This is a genomic window from Solimonas soli DSM 21787 (genome assembly GCF_000474945.1).
Taxonomy (GTDB): Bacteria; Pseudomonadota; Gammaproteobacteria; order Nevskiales; family Nevskiaceae; genus Solimonas; species Solimonas soli.
On the sequence record NZ_KI440839.1, the window covers coordinates 12,875 to 38,047 of the forward strand.

At 60.5% G+C, this 25,173-nt stretch carries 18 protein-coding genes; 2 read left to right on the forward strand and 16 right to left on the reverse strand.

Going from position 1 to position 25,173, the window contains the following annotated elements:
- Window positions 1–9 precede the first annotated feature (9 nt).
- From K344_RS23665 to yajC, 14 genes are all read right to left on the reverse strand, one after another.
- Window positions 10–786 carry a glycosyltransferase family 2 protein gene (locus tag K344_RS23665; protein WP_084197593.1) on the reverse strand — a complete coding sequence of 259 codons (777 nt, stop codon included), beginning with the start codon at window positions 784–786 and terminating at the stop codon, window positions 10–12.
- Window positions 729–2,423: a hypothetical protein gene (locus K344_RS24220; RefSeq protein WP_157623093.1), complete on the reverse strand. Its 1,695-nt coding sequence runs from the start codon at window positions 2,421–2,423 to the stop codon at window positions 729–731. The genes K344_RS23665 and K344_RS24220 overlap by 58 nt, the downstream gene beginning before the upstream one ends.
- Window positions 2,420–3,679 (reverse strand): glycosyltransferase, encoded by a 1,260-nt coding sequence (locus K344_RS23670; RefSeq protein WP_043114930.1) that lies wholly within the window; start codon window positions 3,677–3,679, stop codon window positions 2,420–2,422. Before K344_RS23670 ends, K344_RS24220 begins: the two co-directional genes overlap by 4 nt.
- A complete protein-coding gene (locus K344_RS23675) occupies window positions 3,676–6,045 on the reverse strand; it encodes a polysaccharide pyruvyl transferase family protein (RefSeq protein ID WP_084197594.1) in 2,370 nt (789 codons plus the stop codon). Before K344_RS23675 ends, K344_RS23670 begins: the two co-directional genes overlap by 4 nt.
- A gap of 9 nt (window positions 6,046–6,054) precedes the next feature.
- Window positions 6,055–6,867, reverse strand: coding sequence for a phytanoyl-CoA dioxygenase family protein (locus K344_RS23680; protein WP_084197595.1), 813 nt, complete (start codon window positions 6,865–6,867; stop codon window positions 6,055–6,057).
- Window positions 6,854–7,933, reverse strand: a complete 1,080-nt coding sequence (locus K344_RS23685; protein WP_084197596.1) for an acyltransferase family protein — start codon at window positions 7,931–7,933, stop codon at window positions 6,854–6,856. Before K344_RS23685 ends, K344_RS23680 begins: the two co-directional genes overlap by 14 nt.
- Before the next feature lies 1 nt (window position 7,934).
- Window positions 7,935–9,278, reverse strand: a complete 1,344-nt coding sequence (locus tag K344_RS0117825; RefSeq protein ID WP_084197597.1) for a flippase — start codon at window positions 9,276–9,278, stop codon at window positions 7,935–7,937.
- A 371-nt stretch (window positions 9,279–9,649) separates the two neighbouring features.
- The gene (locus tag K344_RS0117830; RefSeq protein ID WP_169729321.1) at window positions 9,650–11,905 is read right to left on the reverse strand and encodes a polysaccharide biosynthesis tyrosine autokinase; all 2,256 of its coding nucleotides are present in this window, start codon (window positions 11,903–11,905) and stop codon (window positions 9,650–9,652) included.
- A 15-nt stretch (window positions 11,906–11,920) separates the two neighbouring features.
- A complete protein-coding gene (locus K344_RS22430; RefSeq protein ID WP_051362382.1) occupies window positions 11,921–13,237 on the reverse strand; it encodes a WcaI family glycosyltransferase in 1,317 nt (438 codons plus the stop codon).
- 68 nt (window positions 13,238–13,305) lie between these two features.
- Window positions 13,306–14,487 carry a polysaccharide biosynthesis/export family protein gene (locus K344_RS0117840; protein WP_084197598.1) on the reverse strand — a complete coding sequence of 394 codons (1,182 nt, stop codon included), beginning with the start codon at window positions 14,485–14,487 and terminating at the stop codon, window positions 13,306–13,308.
- A 121-nt stretch (window positions 14,488–14,608) separates the two neighbouring features.
- Entirely contained in the window at window positions 14,609–15,331 is a 723-nt protein-coding gene (locus K344_RS22435) for a sugar transferase (RefSeq protein ID WP_211234579.1), read from the reverse strand.
- Between the two features lie 279 nt (window positions 15,332–15,610).
- Window positions 15,611–16,504, reverse strand: coding sequence for a protein translocase subunit SecF (secF, locus tag K344_RS0117850; protein ID WP_211234580.1), 894 nt, complete (start codon window positions 16,502–16,504; stop codon window positions 15,611–15,613).
- 594 nt (window positions 16,505–17,098) lie between these two features.
- Window positions 17,099–18,952 (reverse strand): protein translocase subunit SecD, encoded by a 1,854-nt coding sequence (secD, locus tag K344_RS0117855; RefSeq protein WP_028081811.1) that lies wholly within the window; start codon window positions 18,950–18,952, stop codon window positions 17,099–17,101.
- 57 nt (window positions 18,953–19,009) lie between these two features.
- On the reverse strand, window positions 19,010–19,342 hold the full coding sequence (yajC, locus tag K344_RS0117860; RefSeq protein ID WP_028081812.1) for a preprotein translocase subunit YajC: 333 nt from the start codon (window positions 19,340–19,342) through the stop codon (window positions 19,010–19,012).
- Between the two features lie 604 nt (window positions 19,343–19,946).
- On the opposite strand from yajC, the gene K344_RS22440 reads away from it, so the two are divergent.
- Window positions 19,947–20,309 (forward strand): endonuclease domain-containing protein, encoded by a 363-nt coding sequence (locus K344_RS22440; protein ID WP_043114961.1) that lies wholly within the window; start codon window positions 19,947–19,949, stop codon window positions 20,307–20,309.
- Between the two features lie 271 nt (window positions 20,310–20,580).
- Here K344_RS22440 and K344_RS0117870 read toward each other — a convergent pair whose 3' ends face one another.
- Together K344_RS0117870 and K344_RS0117875 are read right to left on the reverse strand one after the other, a co-directional pair.
- A complete protein-coding gene (locus K344_RS0117870) occupies window positions 20,581–21,915 on the reverse strand; it encodes a UDP-glucose dehydrogenase family protein (protein WP_028081813.1) in 1,335 nt (444 codons plus the stop codon).
- A gap of 50 nt (window positions 21,916–21,965) precedes the next feature.
- Window positions 21,966–22,973 (reverse strand): NAD-dependent epimerase, encoded by a 1,008-nt coding sequence (locus K344_RS0117875; RefSeq protein ID WP_028081814.1) that lies wholly within the window; start codon window positions 22,971–22,973, stop codon window positions 21,966–21,968.
- A gap of 186 nt (window positions 22,974–23,159) precedes the next feature.
- On the opposite strand from K344_RS0117875, the gene K344_RS0117880 reads away from it, so the two are divergent.
- Window positions 23,160–24,902 (forward strand): acyl-CoA dehydrogenase family protein, encoded by a 1,743-nt coding sequence (locus K344_RS0117880; protein WP_028081815.1) that lies wholly within the window; start codon window positions 23,160–23,162, stop codon window positions 24,900–24,902.
- Window positions 24,903–25,173: the final 271 nt, after the last annotated feature.

The following is a 25,173-nucleotide window of genomic DNA, read 5'->3' on the forward strand; positions in this document are numbered from 1 at the left end:
TAAAGTTCATCATCGGATAGCGCTGCGCGCGCGATAAAGCCAGTACCAAAGCTCTCGACGCCATGCAGGATCTGACAGATGTGTGCGCTGTGCACGGCGTGCCTCTCCGAGTGAACGTACAAGCTGACGCGAGCTGACCCCGGTACCCGCCATTACTGTAACCACGCCCCGAAAATGCCGCGCACGCAGATCGGATTTGCGAAGAAGAAGCTCATAGTCGAGGGCGATTTTGTATGTTTCGTCATACTGTCCAAAGCGGCAAAATAGCTCGCGCGCATGAAACGCCGCTGGATGGGGAATGCACATCCGGCGGCGTAATTTTGACGGATTGAAAACTTCTCCGATCACTTGCCCGTCGTGAGGTCCACCGTCGAACTTGAGTTGGCCGTAAATCACGTCCCACCCCTGCTGTAGTTCTGCGCTGGCATGTGCCATCACGTCGGGAGATGCAAGGACATCGTCGGCCCCAATGAAAAGAAACCAATCACCGGATGCTTTGTCGATCGCTTTATTCCAAGCATGCGCGATGCCCCGATCCTTCGCCGACTCCCAATAACCGATATGAGCCGCCCATTGCGTGAGAATATCGGCTGTACCGTCAGTAGAGCCGCCATCCATAATAATCAATTCTTTGTTGTTATATGTTTGCTCGACGAAGCTCTTAAGGCAGCGCTCTATGGTGTTGGCCCCGTTGAACACAGCCACTATCGTGGTGATGCGTGGCCCCATCATGGCTTGTTTTTCACGCTCAATGGCTTGAGGATCCAATTGCTTTGAAATTGGCATGCTATGAAATAAATTCCACTTATCGTGTTAGCTGGGATTTTCAGCTGGCCGTCAGCGGTGATCTTTAGCGGAGTCGGCGCGGCGGTGAGGCCGTCTATCTTCAACGTATCACCAGCGCGAGCGGATAATGCAGATTCGACATGTACGTCGAAAAATCCTGGGTCGGCAATACGCGCAAATATTGGGCTCCCGCTCAGCTGCGGTAGCGCACCCGAAAGCGGACGGCCCATCATGTCTTCCCAATTACCCAGCGACTCCGGCAATTTCGGCGTGGGTGCGCCGGCAGGTGCCCAGGCGGTAAGAACACTATGATCCGGGGTGCGATAGACCACCATCTCCGTTGTCGAACCGGTGTCCAATCGTCTGCTGTCAATCGCTGGCGAGAGCCAGCGGACCACGTTGGCGAACGCAGCATAGGCTGGCTTGGGGGTTCCATCAGCATGGACGACGGAAAATTCGCGCACGCCCGCTTGCTGCGAATTAAAGCGAAGGCAGAAGTAAAGGAGAGCGTCGATCTTTTCGGCACGCATCAACGCCAGCGAACGGGTCAAATATTGTGCTTGCACAAGTTCGCTTACCGGCGGTTGCCAGCCGCCCGCCGCAGTCGTCCATCCCCATTCACTCATATAGATCGGCATCTCTGCATGGCCCGTCTCGACAAGAAACGCTTTGATCTCGCGGATCTTCTGTATAAATTTTCCTTCCGGCGCCGTCCCCTCAACGTAAGGATGAATGGAAAGTCCGTCTATATGGTCGAAAAAGCCAAGTCGCTGATAGCGCCGCAGGCGGTCGACATCCAGATTGGCGAAGGTTGGGCCAATAATCTTAGTCGATGGCCGGGCAGTCCTGATGATGTCCGCAATCGTGATGAGCATTTTCACGAGATCGGCTTCATTGCCTTGCCAAGCGTATTCGGGCTCGTTATATATCTCGAAATACGGCGCAAATGGTTCGATGTCGTTTGCGAACATCGCCACTAGTTCCTTGAACTTGTCCCAGTCTTTGGGCGCCGCCAGCTTCTTTGTTCTAGTCGTGCTCGGGTCAGATGTAAGCCAATCTGGTAGCCCATACGCTAATGTGCCAATGAGCTTCATACCTTGATAATCGCCACGCTTGCGGCGCTGACTGATTATCCTTCCATCCTTGTCGAGTCTATAGTCACGCAGGTTCCATATTTGCCGTGCCCATGTGGAACCCGCTTTCAAAGCCTGTTTGGGATCTCCATGCACGGTCCAGATTCCAAATGGAGAATGAGGATCCGCAGAAGCTGCCTGCCCAATTACAGCCGCTGTGGTGCTCCAAGATCCTGCTTGCCCTGTGACCTGAGCGTCGATTGCATAATAACCGCGCTGAGGCAAGTTCAGAATCACGTTGGGCGCGGGTAACGCCGGCAGAGCCAAGTTAACAGTTTTGCCATATTCGTCTTTCACCGTTAACGCCAACACCTTGGCACCAGCTATCGCAGGGGTTATTTCGACGCTGGATCGTTCAGCTGTGAAAATGTTGTCCTTTTCGCTGCTTTTAAAGGCAATAGCGCTGGATCTATCGCGTTGAGGCTGCACCGCTGCGACGTCGAACGACAATAGCGCTGCCAGCATAGCCACTAATATGCGAAAACAGCGCTGGACGTTGATCATGAGGACGTTCTTGCTCTCAGCATGGCTTCGTAAATTCGGCAGTACGCCATTGCCACGTCGATATCTCTTAACTGCCGTTCGGCAGTTTCTCGGCTTTGACGGCGCAACGAGTCGCAATCTGCATCCAGTAGCGACACGATTCCTGCAGCCAAGTCACTCGCGTCGAAGGGCTGTGCGCGATAGCCGTTGTAGCCGTTCCGGATCAAGTCCTTGAAGCCGCCAATGTCAAAAGCGGCGCAAGGCGTACCGCAGGCTAAAGCCTCAACCATGGTATTGGGCAGGTTGTCTTGCATTGAAGGGGCAACGAAAACATTTGCAGCAGAATAAGCTAGTGCCAGCGTCTGCTCTTCGCTCACGTTGCCTAAGTAGTGGGTGGGCAAACCGCCTAGTTGCTCGTTATCCCGCGCCGCATTGCCAAATACCAGCAACCGCGCCCCGCGCACTTTAAGATCTTCCGCTCGTGCTGAGAGAGCCGCGCGCAGATACTTGTAACCTTTGCGCGGATCGTCGGTGCTAGATGTAGCGCCGAACAGCAGCAGTGGGCCGCCCGGTTCTAGGCCAAGCTGTCGGCACGCCTCGGCACGAGCTGTAGGCCGGTAAAGATCCAGATCGATAGCATTAGCAATCGTATGGCTCGGCTGATGGGCCATCAATGCACTCCGATTCGCGCATTCTTGCAACCAGCGGCTTGGGCAGATCAGATGAAGAGTCTTGTTCTGCCAGCGCCGCTGCTTAAGCGCGTAAATCTTTGCATCCCAGTCAATACCCCGCAAAGTCGGTGGGCGATTGCTTGCGAAATAGCCGGATTCCCAGCGCGCTCCCAATGCGTCTTCTTCGTAATGCGCCGCACCGGTAAATGCCCACATATCATGGAGCGTCCAAGCGACCGGCGCACGTAGTTGAGCGATCTCGCCGATCGACAACGTTCCCAAGCCAATCCAGTGCAGATTCACAATATCTGGCTTGGCGCGATTGGCCCAGAATCCCAGTCCGCTGGGCGCGAGATTGAGCGAATGGCGAATTCGATTGCCATCCTTCTGTAGCGCACTCAATCGATCTTCCACCCAGCCATACGCCCGGCTAGGGAGCTTGCGTATCCCGTGCAACGGTGCATGAACGTGCTCGTCTTGTGATCGCTTGCGGACCACCAGCATCTGGCTATCGATGCCAATCTTTCTCAGACCTGCATGCAATCGATGCGCTGCCCGCGCAGCGCCACCCTGGACGTCGAAGTGGCTGACATGCAGCACCTTCATACAAGAGTTTCAGCGGAAACAGGCAGCAAGGATGCGATATTCGTGTCAAGCACCGATTCCAACTTTAAATCCGGTGCGGCGCGTCGCTGTCGTGCCGCAAGTAGCGGCCCCAAGGCGTCAACAAGAAAATCCGCCGATACGTCGAGAAAAGAGCGAAATGCAACGTCGGCACTTGCTGCGAGTGCCTGCACTTTGCCCTTGCCCAATGTGTAGTCGATGGCGACGGCCGGCACTTGTAGTCCAAGCGCGAACACCAACGAGTGATAGCGCATGGCCAGAACTGCGTCTGCACCTGCGAAGACGCGCGCATAGTCCAGCGGAGTAAGTTCAGGGCCAAGCAGGGATAAATCCATCCGGGATCGCAGATGCGGACGCTGGCGTAACAATCTGCGGTAATACCAGCGATCGTCACTACCGAAGTGATTCGTGCACATCGGCAAGGGCACTACGGTGAGATCGTTGTGTGTGGCCAATAAGCGCTCTAGCGCGTCCAGGATGGCGCCTTCAAAGCGGCGATTGGCGTCAGCTACAACTTTTCCGGAAAGGTGTGCACCGTATTGCTGCGCGGGAAAATCACGCAGGCCGAGTATAAGTTGGCGCCCGACTGGTCGTTCAGCTGGTTGTACCTGCTCGCGAATGGCGGCCAGCCAAGTGAATGCTGGATCCTCCGCAACGTGATCTGTCGCGTCGCTAACCACAACGCCAATTTCGTGCGCAGATTCTTTCGACCGCGGGTCGCGATAAATGCGGAGACTGGCCTGATTGAGCAGGCGCGCAATGTCGCGATTGCGGTACGTTCCACCGAAGGGGCCAAGGCCGCAGCCCAGCGTCGCTGTGGGCACGCCAGACGCGACCGCACGCTCGAACAGCACACGCATGTCGGCGATCTCGTCGATCGCCATTAACGGCCCACCTCCAAAGAACAACCCAGCAAAGTGATCGATGTTGGTCAGTGCCTGTTCAACGGTCACGATCTCGGAGCCGGTCAACTCCTCCATCTGGTCACGCGTAATTTGGCTGATATAGGGATATAAGGACACCACTGCGAACTGCACCGATCCGAGCTTTCGCCGCAGTGCCCGAATAAGTCCGGCCAGTATCGCTTTGTCTCCGAGCGTCTCAGTGCCATACCAACCACAGATGAGATAACGCTTGGCCTCTCCTACATCACGGTGGAGATTGTAGGCAGGCGAATCCGATTTACGAATACCTGTGAGTTGCGAGATGCGGCGGTCGTAGCGCCGACGTGCCACCATTGATTTTGCCAAAGAAAGAGCTTTACTCGTCCCAGGAATACCGAGGCTCTTAAATTTAGCGAGCGCCTTGCCCGCGGCTCGCCGCGCCAGCTCGTCACGCGGTGGAATGCCAACATAGTCATGGGCGCAGTCATCGCACTTGTTGGTGATGATGTCCTGCAGGTGTGGTTGCTCACTGAAGAAGACTGCTTGGCTGTCGTCTTTGTGAATAGTGCCGAGTGTCTTGCTCTGCACAGCACAGTACAGCAGCTCACCATGAGCGGTAATGGTTGCGCCCCGATGTTGCCAGTCGCAGCCGGCGCGGCGCGATGCACCATTAACAAGTTGGCCGATCAATGAGCGGTAGAAAAACTTCTGTGCATCGCCAGGCTCGTAGTGTTCAATGAGGCCATGAAGGAACTCGGCGATGTGGAACCGTTCAAAGTTAGTCAGCGCATAGGGGTCACGGAGATTTTCTGTATAGAGCCGCTTGTGCGGAATCCCGAGCCGATACTTTACATAGAGGTTCTGCTCGTGGCAGTAGTCGAACAAGTCAGCAAGTCCATAGACGTTCTCCTTGATGATGGTGCAACCGATGCGTAATGCATCGACTTCCGGTGAATGCTTGCAAAAATCGATAACGTGTTGGGCGCGCGCAAAATTGCCAGGCTTTCCACGCACGCGATCATGCATTTCGCCAAAACCATCGAGCGAAACCATAACATCGAGCCGAGCACCGTAACGATGCGCAATGCTCCCCACTTCTCCAATGCGTTGTATCACTTCCCTGTAACGGTACGCATTAGTGATCAACGCAATAGACTTGAGCTTAGGTAGCTCATCGAACAACACTTGCACTAGTGCAGCCAAGTCCTTGCGCAGCGTGGGTTCACCGCCATTAAGTCCGACAGTGGCCACTTCAGAGTAAAGCGGATTGCGCAGCCCTATCCGGAGTTGATCCGGAGTAATGTCTTCGGATTTTTTGTTCTCCCAAATGCGGCACATCTGGCACTGAGAGTTGCAGATGTCGATCACCGGAAATTGGATGACGATCGGCTTCTCGAGTGCCAAAGGCCGCTGTTTGACGAGAAGCGATAGTTGCTGCAGTCGGCTGGACAAGGCAAAGGACATATGATCGACCTAAAAGTCTACGAGCGAGCGGCCGATTCGGTTAACGATACGACGCGCAATATTCTTTTTGCGTGGTGGTTCGTAGGGCCGCGAAAAGCGCCGCTGCAAGGCAGAGGGATGGCCGCCGCGGACGACAATCGGCGCGCCGCGGGGCACATAGATTTCGTCAAAACTTTGGTATGACGCTCGATACACCAGACGCAATGACTCCGTATGGGCTTCGTCACTGCCATGCACGACAAGTTGGTTAAAGATAAGCACATCGCCCGGATCGAGCGTAATGAACTTGGCTTTGTCGGTATCTAGGTGGCTGACGTCCGCGCGATCATGATGTGTTTCGCCCTTCACGCGGTGCCACTTTAGGAAACCGCCCTTATGCGTGCCTGGAATAATCTTCAGCGCACCGCCGGTTTCTGTGACTGGGTCGATCGCCATCCAGGCAATGAACTTAAGCGGTTCGTCGGGTCGCGAAATAAAATCTTGGTGAAAAGGTACGCCGTTTTTTTTGCCCTTTGGCTTATACACCATGCTGTTCTCGTACAGCAGGATATCTGGACCGAGCACAGTCGTAAGAGCTTCGAGAATATCCGGATTACGTGCCAGCGCTTGGATTTCGGGATGTCGCTGGAAGAGATCGTAGAGCACGCCTTGATCAGCACGATGCCGAAGGTAGTATCTGGCGAACGGGTCTTCAAGGCCGATTTCAGCGTACTTCACAATCTCTGTGAGCAGCTTGCGCATCGCCGCAAGTGTGTTCTCGTCGAACACCTTGCGTAGCACTATGAAGCCATCGGCTTCGAAATCATATTCACGGTTTGGCATAGGAAACCTGAGGCAGTAGTTTTTCAAAAAGCATGCGCCAAAAAGCCTTTCTATGCTCGGTGACCAGAGCCAATAGAAGGGTAAAAGCGAAGATGGCAACGGCACTGATAGCAGTGACTGCCAAATTTATAGAAAATAATCCAAACGCTGAGAAAAGAACGATGATAGGAACATGAAACAAATACAGCGAGAAGCTTGATCCGGCAAAATATTGAATAATATGCCTGAAACGCAGGAGCGAGTCGCTTTTATCCAACATGCACCAGCATACAATTCCGACGATCGAGGGAACGCATGCATAGTAGAAGAGGAACCAACAATGTTGCCCTGCCGGAAGGAACTGATAACCCATACCCCAGATATCAATGAACGCTCTAAATGACGGGGGCATCACGATTGCAATAAGAAGCAGAATTGAGGCGACCAGTATCAAGTACCGCTCGTTTTGCAAAGACCTCCGAACCGATGCTTGCCTTCTGTATAGGTAGACTCCAGCAAGCCATATAGGAAACAGCAAAATAATTTTCCATCCAGAGATAAGCAGCGAAATCCCAAGAAGTAGGATGCGTTGCCTACCCCGGAAGTAGGTATGCACGCCATAGATTATGTAGTACCAAAACTCGTATGCCAGCGTCCACATCGGGCCGTTGCTGAGCCAGCGTATGCTTGCGAAACTGTTTTCATGTAGAAAACTGCTGACAAAAATAAAGTCAACCAATGCGCGTGCGGAGAACGGGTCCACATATTCGAGGTATTTCGATACATCGACTTGACGGCCAGAGAAATCTAAAATAAAAGTTAACGCAATGGCCGGAACATAGACCGAGTAAAGTCGCACTATTCTCGCAATAAAGTAGTCTCGAAATGTTTCGTGCTTATGCTCGGAAACGAAAGCAATGAGATAACCGCTCAGCACGAAGAATATTGCAACTCCCAGAAATCCAAATGGGGCGAAGCGATGCTGCGGGACCGTCGGAAATGCAAAATGTCCATAGTGCGCGAGAAACACCATCATCGCGGCAATCCATCGTAAAAAATCCAGCCTGACCGATAGATTCCGGTCCATATCAGTGCCTCAGGAGAATTAGGGATCTTAGCTTGATCTTCGCCATTGGACGCATGGGCCTACATACGAAGTCGAACACCAAGTACGCAACGGATAGCGAAGTCAGGGTGGCAACAGCAGCGCCAACAGCACCGTACCGTGGGATCAGGATGAGATTGAGCACCACGTTGACTGACGCACCTATAAGATTGCGGAAGAGATTCAGCCGGACCTTTCGTTCCGCCATAATCCATGAGCCTGAACCCAAGCCCAGAGACATGAATAGGCCACACCAGATCTGAATGACGAGAATGGTGGCTGACTCCGCATAGCTGGCGCCATACAAAAACTTGATTGCAGGGGCGGCGAGGAATTGCACGATGGCAATAACCAGATAAGCGAGCCCGACCAGCATCGTCATCAACTTCTGCAGTTCGCGCATGTAATCTGCGGGGCGCTCAGTCTTGATGCGGACAATAGCGGGAAATGATGATGAAATCAGTGCCATGGGCACAAAGTACCAAGCCTCCGATAATCGCGCCGCTACGGCGAAGATGCCGGCCGCTTCTGGGCCATCAAGCTCGCGCAGCATGACCTGATCGAGTCGCATGAGCAGTAGGCCACTGAAGCCAGCGAAAATTTCGGGCCACGACTCCTGAAGTAGCCGTGCGCTAGTGCTCGCTTCGAAGGCCAGGCGCATCTTGATCAGATGATGCCTGTGATAAATAAGAACGAGCGCCAGACTGGAGGCCGCGAAGTCCAGCAGCATGACCCACACGAAGGAGGACAAGGGTGCTTGGAAATAGAGCAACACGAGCTTCACACCCGACGTCGCGAAAAAGGCTAGGCTGCGCGCCATTACGACCGGCTTAGAATTAACCCGTGATTGAAATAACAAATCGATGCTATCGGTCACGCTGAAGAGAATCTGAGAGCTGACGATAGCGACAATCCATCCGTCGCCCCATCCGCTAATCCACTGCACACCTACTGCGGCCGAGTAAGCCACCACAGCGCCAGTAAGTCGCATCGTCCACATAACGGCGAGAAAGCGGCTTGCATATAATTCGTCTTTGGCGTGCTCCACCAGCTCGCGCACGAAGATCCGATCCAGTCCTAACTTGGCGAAGATCGCGAAGATGCCGGCATAGGCGATTGCAGAATTAAGTCGACCGAAGTCTGCGGGGCCAAGGTATCGGGCCATCCACACACCGATCAGCAGCGCTGCCGTAAGGCGGATCATCTGCTCGCCCATCATCCAAGCCGCATTCGACAGCATTTTTTGTGCTGAGGGCCGATTTGAGAGCTTGGCGAATATGCGTTGCATGGACATCTGAAGTAAGCGCAGGATGGCGTCCTTTTCCAAGCATGCAAATTGTCGGCCTATGAATCGGCCGTTGCCACGATCATTGGCCCTTTGTATCCATCGGAGGAGTAATCTTATGCATCTTCATAGACTCCATATCCGTGAAAACGAGCCAAACATCGTCCCATTGAATTGGCACACGGATAAAGCGCCCCAAAGAAGCTGAGGTTTTGCACCAGCGACGGTTGGAGAACGAGCCTGACAACGGTGACTTAGCAGAGTCGACACGTGGATCTTGCCGGGCTGTATATCTAATCAGATGCTTTTTGCCAATTCGGAAAATACGGCAACTCAGGGTCGATAATAAATCCCTTCCCTTGCAGCATGGGAAATTATCGTCGGCAAAAAACGTTAATGAATAGCTCGGAGCCTTAAGTGGAGTCCGGCTTCGACTTATAGCCATAACTCGAGTAACCGTATGCATACCCATATGCGCCATAGCCGTAGCTGCCGACGCGAGCGCCGACTTGATTGAAGATCATCCCGCGGACCTTGACGCCAGCCTGTCGCAAACGCCGCACGGTCTCTTCGATGGCGCGCATCGGATGTTCTGCAGACTTGAGCACCACCATCGTCGTACCGGCAAGGCGGCCTATGATCGCGGCGTCCGTCACCGGCAATACTGGAGGCGTATCGACGAGTACATAGTCGTATTTCGCGGAGAGGTCACGCATCAGCTGCGCGAAGCGATCGTGCATGAGGATTTCGGAAGGGTTCGGCGGGCGCGTACCGCCAGCGATGAAATCCAGATTCTGGACTGCGGTTTTTCTGATGATCGCTACCTGCTCCGCCGTGCCTGTGATGTACTCGCTAATCCCCGGCTTTTGCTCCGTATTGGCATACTTGTACAAATGGCCGCGGCGGAGATCGGCGTCGAGCACGATCGTGCGCTTCCCTGAGAGCGCCAGCACCGCGCCGAGATTGATTGATACGAAGCTCTTTCCCAGCCCTGCGATCGGACCGGTCAGCATGATGATGTTGTTCGGGGCCTCCAGCATCGCGAAGTGCAACGACGTGCGCAGGCTGCGCAACGCCTCGATCGCGAGTTCGGTACCATCCAGGGCAGCGAGAATCTGGCCTTCAGCTGCCTTCTGCTTAATGCGCCGCATTAATCGCCGCTGTACGGGCGAGTATGGGATCGAGGCGTAGGTTGGCAGGCCCAGTACGCGCTCCAGTTCTTCCGGACGGTCCACACCGCGCAACAGCGCTCGCATGGCGAATACCGTCATCGTGCCGATGAAAGCGCCGCATATAAGACCAAACACGGCTATGAGCTTCTTTTTTGGCTTTGCCGGACTCAAAGGCATCAGAGCACGATCCACGATGCGAACATTGCCCACGGTACCGGCTTTGGTGACCTGGAGTTCCTGCGCAGAATTCAGCAATGCCGTATAAAGCTGCGTGTTCACATCAAGATCGCGCATCAGGCTCAGTACTTCTTGCTGTGTCTCTGGAAGCGTGGCCACCCTTTTTTTCAGGGACTCCTGCTCGCGCTCCACGCCGGCGATCTGCTGATTCAACGAAGTCACGACAGGGTGCTGCGCCGTATATCGCAGCAATGCCGCATCACGCTTCTGCATGAGGTCCAGACGCTGCGTTTCGAGCTCGACAGACTGTTGCAGGACGATTTGCGTCTCCTGCTGCACGTCCACCGACCCCTTCTTCAGCTTGTAGGTATTGAGCTTGGCCTGTGCTTCATCGACCTTGGCTCGCAGATCCGGCAATTGCTTTTTCAGGAAGTCCAGCGATTGCGCTGCCTGAGCCGAGCGTCGCTCGACGTTCTGGCTCAGATAGGCATCCTCAACGGCATTGACGAATTGCGCCGAAAAGTGCCGATCATTGTCTTCGAACTGCAGATTGAGCATGCCGGAGTCGCGGGGTTGCTCGTTTACCGTCAGTCTCTCATTGAGATCCCCCAGGAGCGTCTGCAGAGCAACACGTGTCACCGTGAAACGGGTGCCCGGACGGGCGTTCAGCTCCTGCACGAAGATCGAGACCGGACCATCCGGGGTTTCCACACTCGCGCGGATGCCGGCCTTGCCCTGCAGCACAAGCTCGCCGTCCCCGTTGTTCAAAGCATAGTCGCCGTCCTGTCCCACGGTCAGCGTAAAGCCCAGGTCGTACCAGTTTTCCGGGAAGTCCAGCGCGGTGATCCGCACGCGCTCTCCGCCCCAGGCAAAGCGCCGCAGTCCCAGGGGCGCGGGTGCGGGTGCCGACAGGCCCGTACGGCGCCGCACGATCGCCTTGCCGATAACGGGAAAATAGTTCGGCTCGACGCGGATGTAGAGCTTGAGATTGTCGATTACCGAGCCCAGCACCATATTGCTCTTGATCAGCGCAATCTCGGCCGGAGCCTCGGTGGGCGGAGATCCGATCAGAGATGAAAGCTGGTCCACCGACGAGCCCAAAGCGCTCTTTTCCTTCTCGACCTGCACGAGCCCATCGGCCTGGTAAATGGGCTGGGCCGTGAGCGCATAGATCACGCTTAGCAGCGTAGTGGCCACCGTGATCGCGAGCACGATCCATTTGCCGCTCCACACAATATCGAGCAGCTCGCGAAGGTTGATTTCTTCGTCGTCCCTTGTCAGCGGGCCGGTGAGGTTCGGAGTTTGATTCTGATCGTTCACGATAAAACGCATTCGTTATCGGCCGGCAGGGCCTTTGTTGTTTCCCTGCATCCTGACTTGCGATGCGGGCGCCGGAGTCGCTGCTGCAGCTCCTCGGATCAAATGAGCCAGTTCTCTTTCGAAACGGCCGAGAATCGCATCCTGATCGAGGCGGGTCTCCGCGTACAGGCGCGCATTTTTTGCAAGCTGCTGGCGAAGTTCGGAATTTTCCGCCATTTTTTTCAGCGCCGCTATCAGAGAATCGCGATCTTCGGGCGGCACCACCAGACCCGTCCGGGCGTCCTGAACCGCTTCGAACAGCGCCGTTCCCGGTTCGGCGGTGACCAGTGCCGGACGCCCGGCAGCGAGAATGTTGGTCAGCTTGGACGGCATGACCAGATCCGCCGCATGGGCGCGCTGGATCACCAGGTGAATATCCGCAGAAGCCAGCATCTCATTGAGTCGCTCCAATGGCTGCAGCGGCAGGAAATGCATGTTATGCAAACCGCGCTGCCGTGCCTGATCGCGCAATTCCTCTGCGTCGGAGCCTGAGCCCACCATGGCGAACTTGAAGCGTGGGTCATCGAGCAATTGCTCCGCGACATCCAGCACCAGCGGCAGTCCCTGCTTGCGGCCCATCGCACCGGCATACATGACCAGCGTCTGCTCTGGCCCGACACCCAGTTCGCGACGGAAGGTGTTGTCGCTCGGGCTCGGTCGAATCCCGCGCACATCGCTCCAGTTAGCCAGCTCAATCACATGCTTCTCGTCGGCGCCCTTGGCAACGGCGCGGCGACACATGGCCGGGGTGATCGACGACACCCTGGTGGCCGAACGGAGCAGGCCGGTCTCCATCTTCAGCAGCAGTTTTCCAATTACCCCGCCTTTAAGCATCCCCAGGCCGAGCGCGGCATCGACCTGGAAATCCTGGATGTGATAGACCCACGGAACACAGCGCAGACGACTGATCAGCCTCGGCCAGACGCCGGAAAAGAGTGGTGGGCAGACGGCAATGATCACGTCAGGCTTCTGACGGCCGAACAGCACGCGCAGCCATGATGCGCTGCTCGCCGCAACCAGACTCAGGTCGACGAGGATGCGCCGCAGCGACGTGACGCGCCCATCCTTGGGGATGTAGTGCGGCACGCGGCTCACGGTTACGCCACGCCAATTCTCCTGGTGATAACCCAGTCGATAGCCGGTTGCCAGTTTCCATTCCGGGTAATACGGAAAGCCCGTAATCACCTGCACGTCATGACCACGCGCGGCCAGCCACGCCGCCATCTCTCCCGTGTATTTTCCGATGCCGGTCTTCTCGGGGAAGAAGTTGCCGGCATGAATCAAAATGCGCATCTCTCGGGTATCCGATTTCCGTTGGCTCGTAGCGCTACGTCGATGCGCGATTTGCGTATCCCCTTTGCCTAGTTCCCGCCGAGATTGTCGACGGTATTCACAATGACGGCCGTGCTGAGCAGGCCCTGCAGGGTCGGCAGGATTTGCGACAGCGCACGGTTCCAGCGGCCGATCGGCGCCTCCGCCACATAAACGATGTCGTTGCCCTGCAACTCGAATTTTTGTGCCAACAGCAGCGCGTCCGGATGACGCGAGTCCAACTGGTAAATCTTCGGATCCTCGAAGTCGCCACGGATAATGTAGATACGACGCGCGTTGGCCGACAATTGATTGATACCTCCGGCCGCAACAAGGACTTTGGCGAGATTCGCGTCGCCGTGACTGACTTCCACCAACGCCGGCCGTATGACTTCACCGAGCACGAAGAGCACGTCATGCTTGAGCGGCGGAACGATCACCACGTCGCCGTCCTGCAGAATGAAGTCTTCGCGCACATCGCCCGTCTTCAGCATCTTTTCAACGTCGACGACGTATTGGACGTCGCCGCGCTTCAAGAGGACGTGTTTCAGATCGGGATATTCGGCGGTGCTCGTCTGAATCTGCGCCGCGGCCGTCGTGATCGCCCGCGGATCCTGCTGGCCTCGTAACTGGAGGATCCCTCCTGAAGCAGAGATCGCCGCGATCAAGGTCAGCGGAACGTCGGTGATCGGCTGATAGCCCGGCTTCTGCACCTGGCCCGTCACCATCACGCGCTGACTGCGGAAGTCGGCGACTGCAACGACGACCTGTCCGGTTTTCAAGTACGTCGAGAGCGCCTTGATGACCCGCGCCTGAGCTTCGGCCGGAGTTGCGCCCGCCACTGGAACATATCCACCAAACGGCAGATAGACCGTGCCGTCGTCGTAGACCGTGAAGCCATCGTCGGTATTGCCGTTGACGATACGCGCATCGCCGGGCGAATTGAAAATGACGACGGACGGCACGGAGATCTTCAAAATGTCGTTCGGCTGAATCCGGTACCGATAGGTCGAACGATCACTGCTCGGCAGCGTGGCCGGCGCATTCGCGGCCGCGTCAGCCTGCGTTTTCATGTTCAGCAGAAGATCCGGAGTCAGCGTCAGGACCTCCGGCTCCTTGTTGCGCTCGAGCGAACCGGAATTGTATGGCGCGGACATACCCGCGCAGCCGGACAACAGGATTCCGAGCAGGCAGGCACCAATAAACGCCGCGCGCCGCAGGAGCAGCTGCATATGATCTCCGTGAAACTGGGTTTTCTTACAACTCTGCACGCCTGACGAAGCGATGGTCAACTATTCCTGCCATCCGGGCGAGGCCTCCGAGATGCCGCCCATACCGCTTCGAATGCCCTCTTTAATAAGCTTTCTCGTCACCCCGAAGCGCGCACAGGACGGTCAGCCAGACGAGCTTGAAATCCATTGCCAAGCTGACGTTGCGGCAATAGAAAAGGTCGAAGCGAATACGATGCGTCATTTCGCGCACGCTGCGCGTCTCTCCCCGGCAGCCCGAAATTTGCGCCAGCCCCGAGACGCCGGGCTTCACCATGTTGCGCAAACCATATCCCGGGACCACGTCCTTGAACACCGTATCGAGCTCCGGTACGTGAGGCCGCGGCCCTATGACCGACATGTCGCCCCATAGCACGTTGATGAACTGGGGGAGCTCATCGAGATTGGAGCGCCGGAGAAAAGCGCCAACTCTGGTCACCCGGCAATCGTTCTTCTTGGCCTGAACGAAGCGCGCCTCGGGATCGTAGGTCATTGTCCGGAATTTCAGGCAGGTAAAGGCCCGCCCGTCCACGCCCACTCGCTTCTGACGAAAAAACACGGGGCCACGTGAATCGATGCGAATCGCCAGACCGATCAGGAGGAACAGCCAGACTCCCGGAAAGAGCAGGAAAGCGGCGGAAAACAGAAGGTCGAATGCCCGCTTGCCGAGTCGGGGGTAGAGGCCATTGACGCGAGCCCGCACCGCTGCAGACGCGTCCGCGCCACTGTCATCAACGCGAACGTGACGATCTGCTTGTTCCAGCCGTCCAACCGGGACCTCGACGCGAAACCGCGTCTCGAAGTCCAACTCGCGAGCCTGGAGCGGGCCGGGCGCCGGTCCACCTTCCATGCGATAACCCCTCATCTTCGTTACGGTCGCCACTGACCGCAGCGCTTTTTCTGGAATCCCTGGATAGAGCCTCCTGCCCTATCCCCCTGTAACTGCAGCGCACCAGATTCGAGCGTCAGAATGTAACCTCGAATCGTCCATGGTGCAAAGCAGCATTAAGCATGCCACGCGAGACGGGCCGCGAGTGTGACACCGGCCTCACACCGCCTCATGCCCCTTGTTTAGGGGGGCACCGGCTCAGGGCAGCTCGTCGATTTCCTTGTCTTTGGCGGGGACCAGATCCTCTCGGGAGATGCCGAGCGCGACGGCGAGATTGGTGGAGACGTAGATGGACGAGTACGTCGCCACGATCACGCCCACGATCAGTGCAACGGCGAAGCTGTGGACCGTCGGGCCGCCGAAGATGAGCAGGGCGGTCAAGACCAGCAGCGTGGTCAAGTGGGTGATCACGGAGCGTAGGATGGTCTGGTTCACGGACAGGTTGACCACGTCCAGGATGTCGCTGCGCCGCTCCGCGATGAGGTTTTCGCGGATGCGGTCGAAGATGACGATGGTCTCGTTGTTCGAGTAGCCGATCAGGGCCAGGATGGCGGCCAGCGTGGTGATGTCGAACTCGACCTGGAAGATCGACAGAAAGCCCAGCACCATGACGGCGTCGTGGATCAGCGCGGCGATGGCGCCGACCGAGAATTTCCACTCGAAGCGGAACATGATGTACGCGGCGATGCCCATGAAGGCGAACAGCAGGGCAAGGCCGCCCTTCTCGAACAGCTCGTCGCCGATCTGCGGGCCGACGAACTCGATGCGGCGCAGGGTGATGCCGTTATCCTCCGCATGCAGGGCCTCGAGCACGTGCGTGCTGACCTGCGCCGAGCTTTCGGTGCGGTTGGGCGGCAGGCGGATCAGCACCGAGGAAGCGGCGCCGAAGTACTGCACGACGGCACGCTCGTAGCCGGCCTCGCCGAGATCGTGGCGGACGGTGTCCAGTTCCACGCTCTTCGGATACGCCACCTCGACGAGCACGCCGCCGGTGAAGTCGATGCCGAAGTTCAGGCCGCGGAAGGCGACGAGCAGGATGGCGGCAGCAGTCAGGACGGTGGAAATCACCAGACCCACCTTGCGCTGGGCCATGAAGTTGATGCTGGGAACGCGGGCAAAGAATTTCATTGGAAGGCCTGGCCGGTTAGCGCGCTGGTGCGAGGCACGCTGTCTCTTCTGATCTGAGCCTTCCCCGCCCTGCGGCGGAGAGGATGGGGTGAGTCTGATGGGCACGTTCGCGGCGAGGCTCGATCGGGCGCCCACCTCCCCTGGCGGGCGCTTGAGCCCTCTCCTCCGCCGGAGGAGAGGGTTGGGTGAGGAGGCGTGCGTCGCGGTGAGGCTCGATCGGGCTCCCACCTCCCCTGCCCCCTCCTCCCGCACGCGGGCGGAGGGGAATCGCGGGCGCTTGAGCTCTCTGCTCCGACGGAGGAGAGGGTTCGGTGAGGAGGGGCACGTCGCGCTGAGGCTCGATCGGGCGCCCACCTCCCCTGACCCCTCCCCCCGCGCGCGGGCGGAGGGGAATCGCGGGCGCTTGAGCTCTCTGCTCCGCTGGAGGAGAGGGTTGGGTGAGGAGGCGTGCGTCGCGCTGAGGCTCGATCGGGCACCCACCTCCCCTGGCGGGCGCTTGAGCCCTCTCCTCCGCCGGAGGAGAGGGTTGGGTGAGGAGGGGCGGGGCCAGCATCGCGCTCACCAGATCGGGACGTCCTTGAGCGGACGCTTGGCGAAACACAGCTGCGCGAGGGCACGCGAGCCGACGATGGCGGTGAACTGCGAGGTGATGATGCCGATGAACAGCGTGATGGCGAAGCCCTTCACCGGCCCGGCGCCGAGCGCGAACAGCACCACGGTGCCGATCAGCACGGTGACGTTGGCGTCGGCGATGGTCAGGAAGGCGCGCTCGTAGCCGGCCTCGATCGCATGATGCGGCTTGCTGCCGTTGCGCAACTCCTCGCGGATACGCTCGTAGATCAGCACGTTGGCGTCGACCGCGATACCCATGTGCAGCACCACGCCGGCGATGCCGGGCATCGTCAGGGTGGCCTGCAGGATCGACAGCACGGCGACCAGCAGCACCAGGTTGAGCAGCAGCGCGCCGACCGCGAAGAAGCCGAACACGCGGTAGTAGAACACCATGAACACCGCGACCAGGGCGAGGCCCAGCGCTGCCGCGGTGAAGCCCTTGCGGATGTTGTCGGCGCCGAGGCTCGGGCCGACGGTGCGCTCCTCGACGATGTCGACCGGCGCCGCCAGCGCGCCGGCCTTCAGCAGCAGCGCGAGGTTGTGCGCCTCCTTGCTGCCCAGGCCCGTCGTCTGGAAACGCTTGCCGAACACACCGCGAATGCTGGCGACGGAAATGATCTCCTCCACCTCGCGGTGCTCGCGGATCGCCTCGCCCTTGGCGTTGTGCGTGGTGACGACCTCGCGCTCCTTGAACAGCACCGCCATCGGCTTGCCGACGTTCTTTTCGGTGAACGCGAACATGTTCTTGGCGCCGGTGGCGTCGAGCGTCACGCTGACCGCCGGGCCGCCGTCCTGATCGACCGTCGAGGCCGCGTCGACGAGATTGTCGCCGCCGGCGATGATCTCGCGCTTGAGCAGATACGGGATGTGCGTGTCGCGCGTATAGAACAGCTCGGTGCCGGCCGGGATCACGCCGGTCGCCGCCGCCGTCTGCGCATCGCCTTCGGCCACCGCGCGGTACTCCAGCGTCGCCGTCGCGCCGAGGATTTCCTTGACGCGCGTGGTGTCCTGGATGCCCGGCAGTTCGACGACGATGCGGTTCGCGCCCTGACGCTGCACCAGCGGTTCGGCAACGCCGAGCTGGTTGACGCGGTTGCGCAGCGTGGTCAGGTTCTGCTGCACGGCGAAGTCGACGATGCGCTTGGCTTCCTTCTCCGACAGCGAAATCTGCAGGGCCAGCGGGTTGTCGGCCGGCGACGTCACCTGGTACTCGGCGAAGTTCTTGGTGATCAGGCGCTGCGCGGCGTCGCGGCGCTCGCCGTCGGCGAATTCGAGGATCGCCGCGCTGTCGGTCTGCCGGCGGCCGGTGTAGCGGATGTCTTCCTTGCGCAGCAGCGCCGGCACTTCGGTGACGATGCGGTCGACCGCCTTCTTGCGGACCTCGTTGATGTCCACTTCGAGCAGGAAGTGCACGCCACCGCGCAGGTCGAGGCCGAGGTTCATCGGCTTGGCGCCGAGCGCGCGCAGCCAGCCCGGCGTCTTCGAGGCCAGATTCAGCGCGACGACGTAACGGTCGCCGAGCTTCTCCTTGAGCAGGTCCGCCGCGCGGAGCTGCTGCTCGGCGGCGTCGAAGCGCACCACCCACTGCCCGTTCTCGATGCCGCTGGCGCGCGGCACGAGCTGGCCGTCCTTGAGATCGGCGGCGACGGTGTCGCCCAGTTCGGCCGGCAGCGGATCGCCGCTGGCGAGCGAGATCTGCACCGACGGATCGTCGCCATACAGATTGGGCGCGGCGTAGACTAGGCCAAACAGCAGCGCCACCACCAGCAGCACGTACTTCCAGGTCGAGTAGGGTTTCATCGTCGTTCGGGTCTTGCGCCGCGGCCGGCCGTCGACGGCCGGCGCGGCGTCATGAACTTACTGCGCCTTCAGCGTGCCCTTGGGCAGGACGCTGGTGATGGCGGACTTCTGGATCTTCGCCTGCACGTTGTCGGCGATCTCGACCGTCACGAAGGTCTCGCCGAGGCCGACGACCTTGCCGGCCAGGCCGCCGGAGGTCACCACTTCGTCGCCCTTGGCGATCTTGGCGAGCATGTCGCGCAGTTCTTTGTTGCGCTTGCTCTGCGGGCGGATCAGCAGGAAATAGAACAGCGGAATCATCACCAGCAGCGGCCAGAAAGCGCCGAGCAGGCTCTGCGGAGAAGCGGCACCGGCCTGCTGCGCGAAAGCGGGGCTGATCAGGAAATCCAACACGAAAAACTCCAATGGCGCTCGAAAGAGCGCGGGATTATGCCGCATGTAGGGGCCGGTTGCCCTTGCCGGATCGCGCCGCGCTTCGAGCCTCCGGCGCGCGCGTTGGGAAGGTGGATGAGGGGCGGCGGATGGAACGATCACGCCACGGCGCGCGACGCAACGCCCACCTCCCCTAACCCCTCCCCCCGCAAGCGGGCGGAGGGGGATCGAGAGAGATGAGCGAGGCGCTTCGAGCACTCTGAGCCCTCTCCTCCTCTGGAGGAGAGGGTTGGACGAGGAGGCGGATGCGGCGCGTGATGCAGTGCAAGGCGCACGACGCAACGCCCACCTCCCCTGGCCCCTCCCCCCGCAAGCGGGCGGAGGGGGATCGAGAGATATGAGCGAGGCGCTTCGAGCACTCTGAACCCTCTCCTCCTCTGGAGGAGAGGGTTGGGTGAGGAGGCGGATGCGGCGCGTGATGCAGCGCAAGGCGCACGACGCAACGCCCACCTCCCCTAACCCCTCCCCCGCAAGCGGGCGGAGGGGGATCGGCTCTGGAAAGCGCCCCGCGTCGTGAAGCGCTGCACACCGCCGCCGCCGCGAACATCCAACAATGAAGGCGATGACCATCAGGACCCGCACCCGTCGCGCCCGGGAACTCCGGCGGAACGCCACGTCTGCCGAGCAGCGTCTGTGGTTCGCGCTGCGGCAGCGCTACGGTCCGCAGTGCAAGATCCGCCGCCAGCATCCGATCGGCACCTGTATCGCCGACTTCGCCATCCCCGCGCATCGTCTCGTGATCGAGATCGACGGCGGACAGCACGCCCTGCACGGCGACGCGGACGCCCGGCGAACGGCGGCGCTGCGCGACCGCGGCTATCGGGTCATCCGCTTCTGGAACAACGAGGTGATGGAGAACCTGGATGGCGTCATGGAGGCCATCGAGCTGGCCTTGGCGGAGGACGCTGGCACCCACCTCCCCTGACCCCGCAGGCGGGCGGAGGGGAACCCCGTGCTCGAAGCTCGGCGCGGTGCGGCGTTCGAGCCCTCTCCTCCTTTGGAGGAGAGGGTTGGGTGAGGAGGAGGCCACCTCGCCGCGATGCTCGATCGGGCACCCACCTCCCCTGGCCCCTCCCCCCCCCCGCGCCGCGGGCGGAGGGAACCCCGTGTTCGAAGCTCGGCGCGGCGCGGCGTTCGAGCCCTCTCCTTCCGGCGGGAGGAGAGGGTCGGGTGAGGAGGCGGTTCGGCGGTGCGGCTCAGGTGGCCGGCACGGTGCGGCGGCCGATCGACTTGTAGTAGAAGCCGGCGGCGGCCGGCACCGCCGGGTCGTAGAGGTTGCGGCCGTCGAAGATGGCCGGGGTGCGCAGCAGCGTCTTGAGCACTGCGAAGTCCGGGCTGCGGAACACGGCCCATTCGGTGACGATCGCCAGCACGTCGGCGCCTTCGCAGGCCTCTTCCGGCGAGCCGACGAGCGCGAGGTCGGGGCGCTCGCCGTAGATCGCGCGGGTATTGTCCATGGCGACCGGATCGTAGGCGCGCACCTTGCCGCCGGCGGCCCAGATCGCCTCGATCAGCACGCGGCTCGGCGCCTCGCGCATGTCGTCGGTGTTGGGCTTGAAGGCCAGGCCCCAGATGGCGATGGTCTTGCCGCGCAGGCTGCCGAGATACTGCTCGATGCGGTCGAACAGCACGTGCTTCTGGGCGTCGTTGGCCAGCTCGACGGCCTTGAGCACCTGCAGGGTCTGGCCCAGCTCGGCGCCGGTGCGCATCAGCGCCTTGACGTCCTTGGGGAAGCAGGAGCCACCGTAACCGGCACCCGAGTACAGGAAGTGGAAGCCGATGCGCGGGTCCGAGCCGATGCCGCGGCGCACGCTTTCGATATCGGCGCCGACCTTCTCGGCGAGCAGGGCCAGTTCGTTCATGAAGCTGATGCGCGTCGCCAGCATGGCGTTGGCGGCGTACTTGGTGAGTTCCGCCGACTCGACGTCCATGGCCATCACGCGGTCGTGGTTGCGGTTGAACGGCGCGTAGAGCGCGCGCATCAGCTCCAGCGAGCGCGGGCTGTCGGTGCCGATGACGATGCGGTCCGGGCGCATGAAGTCCTCGACGGCGGCGCCCTCCTTGAGGAATTCCGGATTCGAGACGACATCGAACGGCAAGTCGGCGCCGCGCTTCCTGAGTTCGGCGGCGAGCGCGTTGCGCACCTTGGCCGAGGTGCCGACCGGCACGGTCGACTTGGTGCAGACGACGCGGTACTCCGATATGTGCTGGCCGATGGTGCGCGCCACGGCGAGCACGTATTGCAGGTCGGCCGAGCCGTCTTCCTGCGGCGGCGTACCGACGGCGATGAAGACGATCTCGCCGTGGTCGACACCGTGCTTCGCATCGGTCGTGAACTCGAGCCGGCCGGCCTTGGCGTTGCGCACCAGCAGCGCCTCGATGCCCGGTTCGTAGAACGGGCAATGGCCGGCTTTCAGGGTGGCGATCTTGGCCGGATCGACATCGATGCAGACCACGTGGTTGCCGACATCGGCGAGACAGGCGGCGGTGACGAGGCCGACGTAGCCCGAGCCAAAAACGGTGACTTTCATTCTTCTGAGCCGGTTATCAGGTATATGGATGCCGAGACGGGAACCGCGATTCAAACCTTGTAGTACTGCCGGTACCATCGCACGAAGCTGGCCAGACCGTCCTCGATCGGCGTCGCCGGCTCGAAGCCGACATCGCGTCTCAGGTCGCTGACGTCGGCATAGGTGCGCTGCACGTCGCCCGGCGCCATCGGCTTGAACACCTTCTGCGCCGGCCGCCCGGTCAGCCGCTCGAGCACTTCGATGAAGTGCAGCAGCCGGACCGGCGAATGATTGCCGATGTTGTAGAGCCGGTACGGCGCGCGGCTGCGCCCGGCCACCGGCGGATTGCCGGTCCAGCTCGGATCGCGCTGCGGCACGTGGTCGAGCAGCCGCACGACGGCCGAGGTGATGTCGTCGATGTAGGTGAAGTCGCGCTCCATGTCGCCATGGTTGTAGACCTCGATCGGCTTGCCCTCGAAAAGCGCGCGCGTGAACGAGAAGTACGCCATGTCCGGCCGGCCCCAGGGGCCATACACCGTGAAGAAGCGCAGGCCGGTGGCCGGAATGTCGAACAGATCGCTGTAGGCGTGCGCGAGCGCTTCGTTGGCTTTCTTGGTCGCGGCGTAGAGGCTGACCGGGTGGTCGGTCGTATCGCTGACCGCGAACGGCACCTTGGTGTTGGCGCCGTACACCGAGGACGACGAGGCAAACACCAGATGCCGTACCGGCTGCGCGCGGCAGGCCTCGAGCACGTTCATGAAACCGCTCAGATTGCTGTCGACGTAAGCCTGCGGGTTCTGCAGCGAGTAGCGCACGCCGGCCTGCGCGGCCAGATGCAGCACGACGTCCGGCTTTTCCGCTGCGAAGGTGCCGAGGACGGCCGCCTTGTCGGCCAGATCGGCGTGCACGAAGCGGAAGTTCGCGCAGGGCCGCAGCTGTTCGAGGCGCGCCTGCTTGAGCGCCGGATCGTAGTAGTCGTTGAGATTGTCGAAGCCGACCACCGTCTCGCCGCGTTCGAGCAGCGCCCGGGCGCAGTAGAAGCCGACGAAACCGGCCGCGCCGGTGAGCAGAACCTTCATGAAGACGAGGACGGTGTGCGGAGCGCGCGAAGTTTACCCGAAGCATCGGCGGCTCATCCGCGCGTGGGTCGGCGCCCGCCGCCGACTCGCAAAAAATGGCAAGCGCCATGAGCTTTTCAGCCAGTCCCGCCGCGCGGCACGCGTGCTAGCCTTTGCGCCCCGAATTCAGCCCCCCGGACCACGATCATGGCGAGCTATCAGGCGCCCCTCAAGGAAATCAATTTCGTTCTGAACCAGGTGCTTCGCGTCGGCCGCCTGGCGCAGCTGCCCGGCTACGAGGAAGCGACGCCGGAGACGCTGAGCGGTCTGATCGACGAAGCGGCCAAGCTGATCGAGAAGGAACTGGCACCGCTCAATGCCAAGTCGGACGCGCAGGGCTGCGTCTACAACGGCGACCACACCGTCAAGGTACCGGACGGCTTCGCCGAATTCTGGAAGGCCTACGCCGAGGCCGGCTGGATCGGCATCATGCAGAAGCAGGAGTACGGCGGCGCCGGCCTGCCCTACACGCTCGGCAAGGTCATCGAAGAGCTGCTGTGCTCGGCGAACGTGGCGTTCGCCCTGTACCCGGGCCTCACGCAGGGCTGCTTCGAGGCGATCGCCGCCAATGGCAGCGACGAGCAGAAGCAGACCTACCTGCCGAAGCTGGCGACCGGCGAATGGTCGGGCACCATGTGCATGACCGAGCCGCAGGCCGGCTCGGACCTCGCCGCCGTCAAGACCAGGGCCACGCCGCAGGCCGACGGCTCGTATCTGCTCGAAGGCAGCAAGATCTTCATCACCTCCGGCGAGCACGGCATGGTGGACAACATCGTCCACTTCGTCCTCGCCCGCCTGCCGGACTCGCCGCCCGGCATCAAGGGCCTGTCGACCTTCGTCGTGCCGAAGTTCCTGGTCAACGCCGACGGCACGCTCGGCGCGCGCAACCCGGTCAAGTGCGTGTCGATCGAACACAAGATGGGCATCCACGGCTCCTGCACCTGCACGATGTCGTTCGAGAACGCCCGCGGCTGGATGGTCGGCGCGCCGAACACCGGCATCCAGAACATGTTCGTGATGATGAACCTCGCGCGCATCATGGTCGGCTACCAGGGTCTCGGCCAGTGCGAACTCGCCACGCAGAACGCCGTCCGCTACGCGCTCGAACGCAAGCAGGGCAAGGCCTTCAACGGCGGCGAGGTCATCGCCCATCATCCGGACGTGCGCCGCATGCTGCTGCAGATGAAGGCGATCACCGAAGGCGCGCGCGTGCTCGCCTATGAGACGGCGATGCACGTCGACGCCTCGCATCACGCCGCCGACGCCGCGGCCCGCGAAGAAGCGCAGGACTGGGTCGAGCTGAACACGCCGCTGGTCAAGGCCTTCCTCACCGACTCGGCCGTCGAACTCGGCTCGATGGCCGTGCAGGTCTACGGCGGCCACGGCTTCATCCGCGAGCACGGCATCGAGCAGATCGTGCGCGACTCGAAAATCCTCTGCCTCTACGAGGGCACCAATGGCATCCAGGCCATGGACCTCGTGCGTCGCAAGCTGATGCTGCACGGCGGCCGCCTGCCGAAGCGCTTCTTCGCCGCGGTGCGCGCCGATCTCGAGCACGCGCCGGAGTTCATCGCCGGACCGCTGGGCAGGGCGCTCGCCGAGCTCGAAGCGACGACGACCTGGGTGCAGAACTCGTACAAGCTGACGCCGGACGATGCCGCCTTCGGCTGCGTCGATTTCCTGCGCGCGTTCGCGCTGACCTATCTCGGCTGGAACTGGCTGCGCATGGTGCGCGCCGCCGAATCCGCCGGCGACGCGACGTTCGCCGCGAACAAGCGCGCCACCGCCCGGTTCTTCGCGACGCGCCTGCTGTCGCAGGTGCCGAGCCTGCTCGCCAACGTGCGCGAGAGCGCCGCCGAAGCGATGGCGGCCGACGTCACGGCGTTCTGAGTCGACGGCGAGCCCTCCTCCCCGCGGGAGGAGAGGGCTCGAAGAAACGCGCCGCACTTTCATCACCGTCCCCCTCCGCCCGCCCGCGGGGGGAGGGGCCAAGGGGAGGTGGGCGCCCGCGTCGCGCGCCGAACCCGCATCGCGCGCCGCAACGCCCTCCTCACCCGACCCTCTCCTCCCGACGGGAGGAGAGGGCTCGAAACCGCACGCCGCGCTCTCAACACCGATTCCCCTCCGCCCGCTCGCGGGGGGAGGGGCCAGGGGAGGTGGG

Bases quoted from the DNA above. Each gene is read 5' to 3' on its own strand.
- K344_RS24220 (WP_157623093.1), bottom strand. From the start codon at position 2,423: ATGATCAACGTCCAGCGCTGTTTTCGCATATTAGTGGCTATGCTGGCA.
- K344_RS0117880 (WP_028081815.1), top strand. From the start codon at position 23,160: ATGGCGAGCTATCAGGCGCCCCTCAAGGAAATCAATTTCGTTCTGAAC.
- K344_RS23680 (WP_084197595.1), bottom strand. From the start codon at position 6,867: ATGCCAAACCGTGAATATGATTTCGAAGCCGATGGCTTCATAGTGCTA.
- secD (WP_028081811.1), bottom strand. From the start codon at position 18,952: ATGAAACCCTACTCGACCTGGAAGTACGTGCTGCTGGTGGTGGCGCTG.
- K344_RS23670 (WP_043114930.1), bottom strand. From the start codon at position 3,679: ATGAAGGTGCTGCATGTCAGCCACTTCGACGTCCAGGGTGGCGCTGCG.
- K344_RS23675 (WP_084197594.1), bottom strand. From the start codon at position 6,045: ATGTCCTTTGCCTTGTCCAGCCGACTGCAGCAACTATCGCTTCTCGTC.
- K344_RS23685 (WP_084197596.1), bottom strand. From the start codon at position 7,933: ATGGACCGGAATCTATCGGTCAGGCTGGATTTTTTACGATGGATTGCC.
- K344_RS0117875 (WP_028081814.1), bottom strand. From the start codon at position 22,973: ATGAAGGTTCTGCTCACCGGCGCGGCCGGTTTCGTCGGCTTCTACTGC.
- K344_RS22430 (WP_051362382.1), bottom strand. From the start codon at position 13,237: ATGCGCATTTTGATTCATGCCGGCAACTTCTTCCCCGAGAAGACCGGC.
- K344_RS23665 (WP_084197593.1), bottom strand. From the start codon at position 786: ATGCCAATTTCAAAGCAATTGGATCCTCAAGCCATTGAGCGTGAAAAA.
- K344_RS0117870 (WP_028081813.1), bottom strand. From the start codon at position 21,915: ATGAAAGTCACCGTTTTTGGCTCGGGCTACGTCGGCCTCGTCACCGCC.
- K344_RS22440 (WP_043114961.1), top strand. From the start codon at position 19,947: ATGACCATCAGGACCCGCACCCGTCGCGCCCGGGAACTCCGGCGGAAC.
- secF (WP_211234580.1), bottom strand. From the start codon at position 16,504: ATGGCCCAGCGCAAGGTGGGTCTGGTGATTTCCACCGTCCTGACTGCT.
- K344_RS0117840 (WP_084197598.1), bottom strand. From the start codon at position 14,487: ATGCAGCTGCTCCTGCGGCGCGCGGCGTTTATTGGTGCCTGCCTGCTC.